Annotated in this window: 10 protein-coding genes and 1 pseudogene; 10 read left to right on the plus strand and 1 reads right to left on the minus strand. The window is 69.2% G+C overall.

Annotated elements, in window-relative coordinates:
• The first annotated feature begins 4 nt into the window (after positions 1–4).
• From eccD to ACFU9P_RS16365, 6 genes are all read left to right on the plus strand, one after another.
• Entirely contained in the window at positions 5–1,483 is a 1,479-nt protein-coding gene (gene eccD, locus ACFU9P_RS16340) for a type VII secretion integral membrane protein EccD (protein WP_384080984.1), read from the plus strand.
• Between the two features lie 201 nt (positions 1,484–1,684).
• On the plus strand, positions 1,685–1,975 hold the full coding sequence (gene rpsO / locus ACFU9P_RS16345; RefSeq protein ID WP_030351649.1) for a 30S ribosomal protein S15: 291 nt from the start codon (positions 1,685–1,687) through the stop codon (positions 1,973–1,975).
• A 357-nt stretch (positions 1,976–2,332) separates the two neighbouring features.
• A complete protein-coding gene (locus tag ACFU9P_RS16350; protein ID WP_376385954.1) occupies positions 2,333–4,564 on the plus strand; it encodes a polyribonucleotide nucleotidyltransferase in 2,232 nt (743 codons plus the stop codon).
• The gene (locus ACFU9P_RS16355) at positions 4,561–5,937 is read left to right on the plus strand and encodes a M16 family metallopeptidase (RefSeq protein ID WP_384080987.1); all 1,377 of its coding nucleotides are present in this window, start codon (positions 4,561–4,563) and stop codon (positions 5,935–5,937) included. Before ACFU9P_RS16350 ends, ACFU9P_RS16355 begins: the two co-directional genes overlap by 4 nt.
• 57 nt (positions 5,938–5,994) lie before the next feature.
• Positions 5,995–6,747, plus strand: a complete 753-nt coding sequence (dapB, locus tag ACFU9P_RS16360; protein WP_384080990.1) for a 4-hydroxy-tetrahydrodipicolinate reductase — start codon at positions 5,995–5,997, stop codon at positions 6,745–6,747.
• Positions 6,748–6,752: 5 nt separating this feature from the next.
• On the plus strand, positions 6,753–7,205 hold the full coding sequence (locus ACFU9P_RS16365; RefSeq protein ID WP_376385958.1) for a hypothetical protein: 453 nt from the start codon (positions 6,753–6,755) through the stop codon (positions 7,203–7,205).
• Between the two features lie 173 nt (positions 7,206–7,378).
• Here ACFU9P_RS16365 and ACFU9P_RS16370 read toward each other — a convergent pair whose 3' ends face one another.
• Complete coding sequence (locus ACFU9P_RS16370) at positions 7,379–7,945, minus strand: hypothetical protein (protein WP_376386956.1); 567 nt, start codon at positions 7,943–7,945, stop codon at positions 7,379–7,381.
• A 205-nt stretch (positions 7,946–8,150) separates the two neighbouring features.
• Between ACFU9P_RS16370 and ACFU9P_RS16375 the strand changes: the two are divergent.
• The 4 genes and pseudogenes from ACFU9P_RS16375 to ACFU9P_RS16390 form a co-directional block, all read left to right on the plus strand.
• Positions 8,151–8,939 (plus strand): annotated as a pseudogene (locus ACFU9P_RS16375) (FAD-dependent thymidylate synthase); the annotation flags it as partial.
• Positions 8,934–9,392: an FAD-dependent thymidylate synthase gene (gene thyX / locus ACFU9P_RS16380; protein ID WP_384081043.1), complete on the plus strand. Its 459-nt coding sequence runs from the start codon at positions 8,934–8,936 to the stop codon at positions 9,390–9,392. The pseudogene ACFU9P_RS16375 and the gene thyX, both read left to right, overlap by 6 nt.
• Positions 9,393–9,613: 221 nt before the next feature.
• Entirely contained in the window at positions 9,614–10,513 is a 900-nt protein-coding gene (gene dapA, locus ACFU9P_RS16385) for a 4-hydroxy-tetrahydrodipicolinate synthase (RefSeq protein WP_384080993.1), read from the plus strand.
• Positions 10,514–10,716: 203 nt separating this feature from the next.
• Positions 10,717–12,402 (plus strand): ribonuclease J, encoded by a 1,686-nt coding sequence (locus ACFU9P_RS16390; RefSeq protein ID WP_376386952.1) that lies wholly within the window; start codon positions 10,717–10,719, stop codon positions 12,400–12,402.
• Positions 12,403–12,689: the final 287 nt, after the last annotated feature.

Here is a 12,689-nt window from a genome sequence, read left to right on the forward strand (position 1 = left end):
ACACGTGAGTACGACCGCAGCGACGGGCTTCTGCCGCGTCACTGTCGTGGCGCCGGACAGCAGGATCGATGTCGCGCTCCCGGAGGACATCGCCGTCGCCGACGTCCACCCGGAGATCCTCAGACTGACCGGCCAGACCCAGACGGCGGGCACCCCCACCGGATACCACCTGGTCAGGCGGGACGGCACCGTACTCGACAGCGCCCGCACCCTCGCGGCCCAGCAGGTGCTCGACGGCGAGGTCCTCAGCCTGCGCCCCTTCGCGGAATCCCTGCCGCCCGCGGTCTTCGACGACGTGTCGGACGCCGTCGCCTCCGCCGTCCGCCGCGACCGCCACCTCTGGAGCGACGAACTCCTGCGCTCCGCCGGGCTCGTGGGCGGAGTCCTGCTGCTCGTCCTGATGGGCTTCGTCCTCTGGTTCGCCGACCCCGTACGCCATGACATGCACAGCCTCCCCGGCGTCATCGCGGGCGCGGCCGGACTGCTGCTGACCGCCTTCGCGGGCGTACGGGCACGGGTGTACGCGGACCGCTCCAGCGCCGTCGCCCTCGGACTCGGCGCGCTGCCGCTGCTGCTCATCGGCGGCTCCGGGATCATCGGGCCCGACGCCGGACAGGGGCCCGGCCGGCTCCAGTTCCTCCTCGGCTGTGTCACGGTCCTGATCGCGTCCGTCGCCCTCGTCGCGCTCACCCCGAGCGGCGACGCCCCGTTCGTCGCGGCCACCTTCCTGGCCACCGTCGGCACCCTCGCCACCTTCGTGATGATCCTGACCGAGGCCTCGGCCACCGGCACCGCCGCAGTCTGCGCCCCGGTCGCCATCGGCATCGTCGCCTTCCTGCCCGGACTCTCCGCCCGCTTCGCGCGGCTGCCCATCGGCTACGCCACCCCGCGCGCCGCCGGAGCCGACTTCGGCGACGACACCTTCGCCGACCCGAACGCCGCCCCCGTCGGCGAACCCGTCGACGCCGAGCGCATCGCCGCCCAGGCCCGCCGCGGCCACGAGATGCTGCTCGGCCTGGTCGGCGGCTGCGCCGCGGTCGTGGTCGGCTCCGCCGCGGTCCTCGGTTTCTCGGACACCGTCTGGGGCCAGGTCCTCGCGCTCGCCGCCGGTCTCGCGATGCTGCTGCGCTCCCGGCTCTTCCGTTACACCTCGCAGGTCACCTGCGTGCTGGTCGCGGGCATCTCCGCGATCGCGCTGCTGATCCTCGGCCTCTCCCTGAACCCGCCCGCCGACCCGGTCAGGGAACTCCTGGTGTACGGCGACCGCGGCGCCCTCGACATCCGTACGATCTGGCTCGCTGCGAGCGTCGCCGCGGGCGCCGCCCTGATCACCGCGATCGGCCTGATCATCCCCCGCAAGGGCCTCTCGCCCTTCTGGGGCCGGCTCCTCGACCTGGCCGAGGGCGCCGTGCTGCTCTCGCTCGTACCGCTCTGCCTCGCCGTACTCGACGTCTTCACCGCGGCCCGCGCCCTCACCAGCTAGCCGGATCCGGCCGGCCGGGACCCCGGGAAGGCGCCCGCCGCGGGACTGGTACGCTGTGTGACGGCCGTCTGTGTATGTGACCCCGGAGTACCGCCTCCTCGGTCAGCGCCCGGCGGACCCCCAGCCTCCCGAGTAACGGAAGCTCCCCAGAGTATTCGACCTGGGGCACTCGGTGGCCACGAAGCCTCACGAGGAGTACGCGTGTCACTCGACGCCGCTACGAAGAAGCAGATCATGACCGAGTTCGGCACCAAGGAAGGTGACACCGGCTCCCCCGAGGTCCAGGTCGCCATGCTGTCGCGCCGGATCTCGGACCTCACCGAGCACCTCAAGACCCACAAGCACGACCACCACTCCCGGCGCGGTCTGCTGATCCTGGTCGGCCAGCGCCGCCGGCTGCTGCAGTACCTGGCCAAGAAGGACATCCAGCGCTTCCGTACCCTGGTCGACCGCCTCGGCATCCGCCGCGGTGCGGCCGGCGGTGCCAAGTAAGACACCGTGAAGGGAGCGGTTCCCACACCCGGGGACCGCTCCCTTCGCCGTATGTACGGGGCTGTACGGAACACCGCGCCGTATGTACGGGGCGCCGCCGTCGCCCCGCCCGGGACAACCGGAATGTCATCCCGCGGCGAAGCTCAGTAATCTGGACGCACGAGCACAACTGAACAGACGACAACAGGAGGAGCGAACTCCGCCGCCGCCGGTCCTCGGTAGTGGCCCCCGGAAGGGCACGCGGCCCACGCCGCTCGCCCCGGGTGCTTCGATCGAAGACCGGCCCGCACCAAGGAGCGCTTCTCCGCCACGTCCCCTGCCACACGGGCACCGGACGAAGACGAGGAGAAAGCACTAGTGGAGAACGAGACCCACTACGCCGAGGCCGTTATCGACAACGGCACCTTCGGCACCCGTACCATCCGCTTCGAGACGGGCAGGCTCGCCCGCCAGGCCGCCGGTTCCGCCGTCGCCTACCTGGACGACGACACCATGGTGCTGTCGGCCACCACCGCTTCCAAGAAGCCCAAGGACCAGCTCGACTTCTTCCCCCTGACGGTCGACGTCGAGGAGCGGATGTACGCGGCCGGCAAGATCCCCGGCTCCTTCTTCCGCCGCGAGGGCCGCCCCTCCGAGGACGCCATCCTCACCTGCCGGCTCATCGACCGCCCGCTGCGCCCGTCCTTCAAGAAGGGCCTGCGCAACGAGATCCAGGTCGTCGAGACGATCATGGCGCTCAACCCGGACCACCTGTACGACGTGGTCGCGATCAACGCCGCCTCCTGCTCCACGCAGCTCGCGGGCCTCCCCTTCTCCGGTCCCATCGGCGGCACCCGCGTCGCCCTGATCAAGGGCCAGTGGGTCGCGTTCCCGACCCACACGGAGCTGGAGGACGCCGTCTTCGACATGGTCGTCGCGGGCCGTGTGCTGGACGACGGCGATGTCGCGATCATGATGGTCGAGGCCGAGGCCACCGAGAACACCATCCAGCTCGTCAAGGACGGCGCCGAGGCCCCCACCGAGGAGATCGTCGCCGCGGGGCTGGAAGCCGCGAAGCCCTTCATCAAGGTCCTCTGCAAGGCGCAGTCGGACCTCGCCGCCAAGGCCGCCAAGCCCACCGGCGAGTTCCCGATCTTCCTCGACTACGAGGACGACGTCCTGGAAGCCCTCACCTCGGCGGTCAAGTCCGAGCTGGCCCAGGCGCTCACCATCGCGGGCAAGCAGGAGCGCGAGACCGAGCTGGACCGCGTCAAGGTCCTCGCCGGGGAGAAGCTCCTCCCGCAGTTCGAGGGCCGCGAGAAGGAGATCTCCGCCGCCTACCGCTCGCTGACCAAGTCCCTGGTCCGCGAGCGCGTCATCAAGGACAAGGTCCGTATCGACGGCCGCGGCGTCACGGACATCCGTACGCTCGCCGCCGAGGTCGAGGCCATCCCGCGTGTCCACGGCTCGGCGCTGTTCGAGCGCGGCGAGACCCAGATCCTGGGTGTCACCACGCTGAACATGCTCCGGATGGAGCAGCAGCTCGACACGCTCTCCCCGGTGACGCGCAAGCGCTACATGCACAACTACAACTTCCCGCCGTACTCCACCGGAGAGACCGGCCGCGTCGGCTCGCCCAAGCGCCGCGAGATCGGCCACGGCGCCCTGGCCGAGCGCGCGCTCGTACCGGTGCTGCCGACGCGCGAGGAGTTCCCGTACGCCATCCGCCAGGTCTCCGAGGCGCTGGGCTCCAACGGCTCCACCTCCATGGGCTCGGTCTGCGCCTCCACCATGTCGCTGCTGAACGCCGGTGTGCCGCTCAAGGCCCCCGTCGCCGGTATCGCCATGGGCCTGATCTCCCAGGAGATCGACGGCGAGACCCACTACGTCACCCTCACCGACATCCTCGGTGCGGAGGACGCCTTCGGCGACATGGACTTCAAGGTCGCCGGTACGAAGACCTTCGTCACCGCGCTCCAGCTCGACACCAAGCTCGACGGCATCCCCGCCTCGGTCCTGGCCGCCGCGCTGAAGCAGGCCCGCGACGCCCGCCTCCACATCCTCGATGTGATGAACGAGGCCATCGACGTCCCGGACGAGATGTCCCCGAACGCCCCGCGGATCATCACCGTCAAGATCCCGGTGGACAAGATCGGCGAGGTCATCGGCCCCAAGGGCAAGATGATCAACCAGATCCAGGAGGACACCGGCGCCGACATCACGATCGAGGACGACGGCACCATCTACATCGGTGCCGCCGACGGACCGGCCGCCGAGGCCGCCCGCGCCACGATCAACGGCATCGCCAACCCGACCATGCCGGAGGTCGGCGAGCGCTATCTGGGCACGGTCGTCAAGACGACCACGTTCGGCGCGTTCGTGTCGCTGCTCCCCGGCAAGGACGGACTGCTGCACATCTCGCAGATCCGCAAGCTCGCCGGCGGCAAGCGTGTGGAGAACGTCGAGGACGTCCTCGGTGTCGGCCAGAAGGTCCAGGTCGAGATCGCCGAGATCGACCAGCGCGGCAAGCTCTCCCTCATCCCCGTGATCGAGGGCGAGGACGAGGAAACCGCAGCCGCCGAAGAGGCGAAGGACGACGCGACCAAGTGACGGCCCGCTTCCAGGCGACGGCCCACCCCCCCCCCCCAGCGCGGGCCGTCGCCCATCCCCCAACCCCTCTCCCGGGCCGGGACGGCATCGGCACCGTCCGCCGTACGACCCTCCCCGGCGGTCTGCGCGTCGTCACCGAAACCCTGCCCACGGTCCGCTCGGCGACCTTCGGCATCTGGGTGCAGGTCGGCTCACGCGACGAGACGCCCGCCCTCAACGGCGCCACCCACTATCTGGAACACCTCCTCTTCAAGGGCACCAGCCGGCGCAGCGCCCTTGACATCTCCTCCGCCATCGACGCGGTCGGCGGCGAGATGAACGCCTTCACGGCGAAGGAGTACACCTGCTACTACGCGCGGGTGCTTGACACCGATCTGCCGCTCGCCATCGACGTGGTCTGCGACATGCTCACCGGCTCGCTCATCGAGGCCGCCGATGTCGACGCCGAGCGCGGAGTCGTCCTCGAAGAGATCGCCATGACCGAGGACGACCCGGGCGACTGTGTGCACGACCTGTTCGCGCACACCATGTTCGGCGACACGCCCCTCGGCCGGCCGGTCCTCGGCACCGTCGACACCGTCAACGACCTGGACCGCGACCGGATCGCGCGCTTCTACAAGAAGCACTACGACCCGAGGCACCTGATCGTCGCCGCCGCGGGCAATGTCGACCACGCCACGGTGGTACGGCAGGTCCGCAAGGCGTTCGAAAAGGCCGGCGCCCTGTCCCGTACGGACGCCGTGCCCGTCGCGCCCCGCGACGGCAGCCGCACCGTCCGCACCGCGGGCAAGGTCGAGCTGCTCGACCGCAAGACGGAGCAGGCGCATGTCGTCCTGGGGATGCCGGGACTGTCCCGTACCGACGAGCGCCGCTGGGCCCTCGGCGTACTGAACACGGCTCTCGGCGGCGGTATGAGCTCCCGCCTCTTCCAGGAGGTACGGGAGAAGCGCGGCCTCGCCTACAGCGTGTACTCGTACACCTCGGGCTTCGCCGACTGCGGGCTCTTCGGGGTGTACGCGGGCTGCCGGCCCAGCCAGGTCCACGATGTGCTGAAGATCTGCCGCGACGAACTGGACCGGGTCTGTGCCGAGGGCCTCGGCGACGAGGAGATCCACCGCGCCGTCGGCCAGCTCTCCGGCTCCACGGTCCTCGGTCTGGAGGACACCGGGGCGCTGATGAACCGTATCGGCAAGAGCGAGCTGTGCTGGGGCGCCCAGATGTCGGTGGACGAGATGCTGGGGCGGATAGCCGCGGTCACCCCCGACGATGTACGGGCGGTGGCCCGTGATGTGCTGGGGCACAGGCCCTCCCTGTCCGTCATAGGCCCGCTGAAGGACAAGCAGGCGGCGCGCCTCGACGAGGCGGTCTCCTGAGAGCAGGCCGAAGCAGTCAGCCGTTAGTCAGTCGTCAGGCGTTAAGGAAACAGTGCGATGAGCAAGCTGCGTGTGGCCGTTCTCGGTGCCAAGGGCCGTATCGGCTCCGAGGCCGTACGGGCCGTCGAGGCCGCCGGCGATCTGGAACTGGTCGCCGCCCTCGACCAGGGCGACAAGCTGGAGTCCCTGGTCGACTCCGGCGCCCAGGTCGCGGTGGAGCTGACCACCCCCGCCGCGGTGCTCGACAACCTCGACTTCTGCGTACGCCACGGCATCCACGCGGTCGTCGGCACCACCGGCTGGAACGAGGAGCGGCTGGCGCGGCTCAGGGAGCTGCTGGCCGGCTCCCCGGAGACCGGTGTGCTGGTCGCGCCGAACTTCTCCATCGGCGCGGTCCTCACGATGAAGTTCGCCGAGACGGCCGCCCGCTGGTTCGAATCGGTCGAGGTCATCGAGCTGCACCACCCGAACAAGGTCGACGCGCCCTCCGGCACCGCCCAGCGCACCGCCCAGCTCATCGCCGAGGCCCGAGCGGACGCGGGCCTCGGCCCGCAGCCCGACGCCACGGCCACGGCGCTGGACGGCGCGCGCGGCGCGGATGTCGACGGGGTGCCGGTGCACTCCGTACGGCTCCGGGGCCTGCTGGCGCACCAGGAGGTCATCCTGGGCGGCGAGGGTGAGACCCTCACCATCCGCCATGACTCCCTGCATCACAGCAGCTTCATGCCGGGCATCCTGCTGGGTGTAAGGCGGGTGTCCTCGGCCCCGGGGCTCACCTACGGCCTGGAACACTTCCTCGACCTGAACTGACACTCATGCGTGCAAAGATCACCTACTGCGCCACGGCCGCCGTCCTGGTCGTCTACTTCGTCCTGGCCGGCAGCCGCGGAGTGCTGCTGATCAAGCAGGGCACCGCGCTCACCGCCGCTCTCGGCGTCGCGGTCCTGGTCCTGCCGGTCATCGGCGTCTGGTTCCTCTGGAAGAACACCCAGTTCGTCAGCCGCGCCAACCGGCTCGCGGCCGAGCTGGACGCCGAGGGCGGACTTCCGGTGGACGAGTTGGTTCGTACGCCCGGCGGCCGGATCGACCGCGCGTCCGCCGACGCGGTCTTCGCCGAGCGCAGGGCACAGACGGAGGACTCGCCGGACGACTGGCGCTGCTGGTTCCGCCTCGCCGTCGCCTACCACGACGCCCGGGACACCCCGCGCGCCCGCAAGGCCATGCAGCGGGCCATCGCCCTCCACGACGGCAAGCCGGTCCAGGCCTGAGACAGCGGGTACGGAGAGCCCTGGGGCAGCGGTACGAAGAGCGGGGTTACGAAGAACGGGGTCCGGCCGAAGAGGCCGGACCCCGCTCCATGTGTGCGCGTCAACGGTGTACGGGCCGCGTAGCCCGTACGGGGTGCTGATCACCCCAAGGGTGCGCGGGCCCCGGAAGCCGGTCAGTGGCGCCGCTGCTCCTCCGGGCGCCGGTACTCGTCGCCCCAGACCTCGACCGTGTCGGCCGCCCGGTCGAAGGCCTCGGCCCGCCCCAGGAAATCCCCGTTGTGGTCGGTCAGCAGCGGCAGCGCCTCACCCTTCCGGCGGACGGCGATGAGCGCCTGCCCCTGGACCGTACGCGGCAGCCCGAGCCAGCGCACCGGCTGCTGGACCGTCCGTACGGCGGTGATCCGGTCCCAGGCCACGGTCGTGGTCCGGAGCAGAGCCACCCGCCGCACCCCGTGCCGGCTCACCCACGCCCCGACCCGCAGCAGCCGCAGCGCGACGGCGATCATCACCAGGGCGAGGCCCAGACATGCCGTGGCACCCGGCACCTCACCGGCGAAGGCGGTGATCATCGCCGCCAGCAGAACGAAGGAGGCGAGCAGCAGAAGCAGCGCGGCCGCCACCACCCGCCAGGGGCCGGGGCGGTACGGACGCCGCCAATGATCATGATCGTCGAACGGCAGCGCGACATCCTCGGTGGTCGCGTCAAAAGCCCGGTCGGCCGTCAGGAAGGGCAGGGGCACGACTGATCCTCACTCACAAGCACGCTCGATTGCTGTGCCTCGTGAGGCTACCGATCGTGCACCGCACCGGACCACCCCAGGGGTCCGGACGAGTCAGCGCCGCCACGTGTCCGGCGGCACCGGCGGCAGGGGACGGCCTGATCAGCGTACGTGTCACCGGGCTGTCAGTGCCGCGCCGTAGAGTGGGCGCCGCCCGAGCGACGCGATGGAAGGACCCCCGCCGGTGAGCGACACCCCCTCCGACAGTTCCGCAGAGACCCCGGAGACCAGGCCCGGCTTCCGCAGCGATGTCACCGTGGATCTGGTGAAACACTCCGCCAGTGACAGCGATGTGCTGTGGGCCGCGCGTGTGTCCACCGCGGGCGAGCAGTCCCTGGAAGAGCTGTCCAAGGACCCGGAGCGCTCCAAGGGGCTGATCAACTTTCTGATGCGGGACCGCCACGGCAGCCCCTTCGAGCACAACTCGATGACCTTCTTCATCAGCGCCCCGATCTTCGTCTTCCGCGAGTTCATGCGGCACCGCGTCGGCTGGTGCGTCGCCGGCGGCAGCGAGATCACCCTGGTGAGCGATACGGGGACCCCTCACCGCCTGACCATCGCCGAGCTCCACCGCCGCTGGCACCAGGACGCGGCGGACCGCCGTACCGAGGTCCGCTGTTACGACGAGGAGACCCTCGCCGCCCGCCGGGCCCGTATCGCCGATGTCATCGAGTCGGGCGTGAAGCCGCTGATCAGGATCGTCACGGCCGCGGGCCGCGAGCTGCGGGCCACGGTGGACCACGCCGTGCTGACCCCGGACGGCTGGCGCAAGGCGGGCGAGCTGACGGCGGGCGACGCCGTGCTGGCCGAGGGCGGCCCTGTCCCCGGGCGCGAGCCCGCTGTCGCTCGTCCTGACCAGATCGTGTCGGTCGCCGAGGACGGCGAGGAGATGACGTACGACCTCTCCGTCGAGGGCCCCTGGCACAACTTCGTGGCAGCGGGAATCGTCGTGCACAACTCGTACAACGAGGAGTCGGGCCGCTACCGCAACCTCCAGCCGGTCTTCTACGTCCCCGGCGAGGACCGCAAGCTGGTCCAGCAGGGCCGCCCCGGCAAATACCAGTTCGTGCACGGGAGCGCCGCCCAGCAGGAGATCACCGAGCGCGCGATGAAGGACTCCTACGTCCAGGCGTACCAGGCGTATCAGGAGATGCTGGCCGCGGGCGTGGCCCGCGAGGTCGCCCGCGCGGTCCTGCCGGTCGGACTGTTCTCGTCGATGTACGCGACCTGCAACGCGCGCTCGCTGATGCACTTCCTCGGCCTGCGCACCCAACACGAACAGGCGAAGGTGCCGTCCTTCCCGCAGCGCGAGATCGAGATGGTCGGAGAGCGCATGGAAGAGCACTGGTCCAAGCTCATGCCCCTCACCCATGCGGCCTTCAATGCCAATGGGCGCATCGCCCCTTAGCGCCTGCTCAGGACAGGGGCGGGGCCGCGCCGGAGGCACGGATGCATGACCTTCGGGGCGATGCGCCCGTATTGCGGCGTTTCGAGAAGTTCATCTAGGCTGATCAAACGGACCCGGCACTGCTTGAACCCCCGAGCAGGCAGTGCCGGGCTCCTCTTGTCCCGTCTCGTCCCGTCCCCCAAAGGGACACGGCGAGCTGAGCAGCGAGTAGCGTGTTACCCATGGCTCCGATCTCCACTCCGCAGACCCCCTTCGGGCGGGTCCTCACCGCCATGGTCACGCCCTTCACGGCGGACGGCGCACTCGACCTCGACGGCGCCCAGCGGCTCGCAGTCCATCTCGTGGACGCTGGCAACGACGGCCTGATCCTGAACGGCACCACCGGTGAGTCGCCGACCACCAGCGACGCGGAGAAAGACCAGCTCGTACGGGCCGTCCTGGAGGCCGTGGGAGACCGGGCCCATATCGTCGCCGGTGTCGGAACCAACGACACCCGCCACAGCCTGGAGCTGGCCCGCGCCGCGGAAAGCGCCGGCGCGCACGGCCTGCTCGCCGTCACGCCGTACTACAACAAGCCGCCGCAGGAAGGTCTCTTCCAGCACTTCACCGCCATCGCCGACGCCACAGAGCTGCCGGTGATGCTGTACGACATCCCGGGCCGCAGCGGTGTCCCCATCGACACCGAGACGATCGTCCGGCTCGCCCAGCACCCGCGTATCGTCGCCAACAAGGACGCCAAGGGCGACCTCGGCCGTGCGAGCTGGGCCATCGCCCAGTCCGGCCTCGCCTGGTACTCGGGCGACGACATGCTCAACCTGCCGCTGCTCTCGGTCGGCGCGGTCGGCTTCGTCTCCGTCGTCGGACATGTGGTCACCCCCGAGCTGCGCGAGCTGCTCGACGCTTACCTCACCGGTGATGTGCAGAAGGCCACCGAGATCCACCAGAAGCTGCTGCCGGTCTTCACCGGCATGTTCAGGACCCAGGGCGTCATCACCACCAAGGCCGCCCTCGCGCTCCGGAAGCTTCCCGCGGGACCCCTGCGGCTCCCGCTCGTAGAACTGTCGCCCCAGGAAACCGCCCAGCTCAAGATCGATCTCGCGGCCGGCGGGGTACAGCTCTAGTCATTGACTTCACAACTGAATAAGCGAAGACAGAGGACAACGGATCCATCGGTCCATCGACGGACTCGTCGGCAAACCGAAGGGTCGGTCAACAAGGTCAACGAAACACCAACAAAACAGTCAACAAGACAACAGCAAGTGCACGAATGTCATGCGCGCCACGTGCCTCAGCGGTACGTGGCGCGTGTGGTGAGGAGAGTCTTTTGAGTCATCCGCATCCTGAACTCGGTGCCCCGCCGAAGCTGCCCAAGAACGGCCTGCGCGTCACCCCGCTCGGCGGTCTCGGCGAGATCGGCCGCAACATGACGGTCTTCGAGTACAACGGCCGTCTGCTCATCGTCGACTGCGGCGTCCTCTTCCCGGAGGAGGAACAGCCCGGTATCGACCTGATCCTGCCGGACTTCACCACCATCCGGGACCGCCTCGACGACATCGACGGCATCGTGCTCACGCACGGCCACGAGGACCATATCGGCGGTGTCCCGTTTCTGCTCCGGCTGAAGAACGACATCCCGCTGATCGGCTCCAAGCTGACCCTCGCACTGATCGAGGCGAAGCTCCAGGAGCACCGTATCCGCCCGTACACCCTTGAGGTCACCGAGGGCCATCGCGAGCGCATCGGCCCCTTCGACTGCGAATTCGTCGCGGTCAACCACTCCATCCCGGACGCCCTGGCCGTCGCCATCCGCACCCCCGCGGGCATGGCCGTCCACACCGGCGACTTCAAGATGGACCAGCTTCCGCTGGACCGCAGACTCACCGACCTGCCCACCTTCGCCAAGCTCGGCGAGGAGGGTATCGACCTGCTGCTGGCGGACTCCACCAACGCCGAGGTCCCGGGCTTCGTCCCGCCCGAGCGCGACATCTCCAATGTCCTGCGCCAGGTCTTCGGCAGCGCCCAGAAGCGCATCATCGTGGCCAGCTTCGCCAGCCATGTCCACCGCATCCAGCAGATCCTCGACGCCGCCCACGAATACGGCCGCAGGGTCGCCTTCGTCGGCCGCTCGATGGTCCGCAACATGGGGATCGCCCGCGATCTCGGCTATCTCAGGGTGCCCGCGGGCCTGGTCGTCGACGTGAAGACGCTCGACGACCTTCCCGAGCACGAGATCGTCCTCGTCTGCACCGGCTCGCAGGGCGAACCGATGGCCGCGCTCTCCCGTATGGCCAACCGCGACCACCAGATCCGGATCGTCCAGGGCGACACGGTGATCCTGGCCTCTTCGCTCATCCCGGGCAACGAGAACGCCGTCTACCGCGTCATCAACGGCCTGACCCGCTGGGGCGCGAACGTCGTCCACAAGGGCAACGCCAAGGTCCATGTCTCCGGCCATGCCTCGGCCGGCGAGCTGCTGTACTTCTACAACATCTGCCGGCCCAAGAACCTGATGCCGGTCCACGGCGAATGGCGCCATCTGCGGGCCAACGCCGAACTGGGCGCGCTGACCGGGGTCCCCAAGGACCACATCGTCATCGCGGAGGACGGTGTGGTCGTCGACCTCGTCGACGGCAGGGCCAAGATCGTCGGCAAGGTCCAGGCCGGCTATGTGTACGTGGACGGACTCTCGGTCGGCGATGTCACCGAGACCTCCCTCAAGGACCGCCGCATCCTCGGCGACGAGGGCATCATCTCGGTCTTCGTGGTGGTCGACTCCACCACCGGCAAGGTCGTCGGCGGCCCGCACTTCCAGGCCCGCGGCTCGGGTATCGAGGACGCGGCGTTCGGCGCCGTACTGCCCAAGGTCGAAGAGGCCATCGCCAGATCGGCCCAGGACGGCGTCGCGGAACCGCACCAGCTCCAGCAGCTCGTGCGCCGCACGGTGGGCAAGTGGGTCTCCGACACCTACCGCCGACGCCCGATGATCCTCCCGGTCGTCGTCGAGGTCTGACCCCCGCAACGACCGCCCGGCGACGGACATCTGACGCCGACTACGGGACCGGGGGGCCTCGATTTGCGTCGACGCCCCCCGCTCCAGTACGTTTACGGCTCCACCTGAGGGGGAAGCCGGGGCGATAAACTTGCCCGGTGCCTTCCCGGAGGGAAGGAAAATCCGACTCGATAAAGTCTGATAAAGTCGGAGACGCAAGACCGGAGGGAAAAGCCCGGAGGAAAGCCCGAGAGGGTGAGTACAAAGGAAGCGTCCGTTCCTTGAGAACTCAACAGCGTGCCAAAAGT

The organism is Streptomyces sp. NPDC057617 (genome assembly GCF_042800555.1).
Lineage (GTDB): Bacteria > Actinomycetota > Actinomycetes > Streptomycetales > Streptomycetaceae > Streptomyces.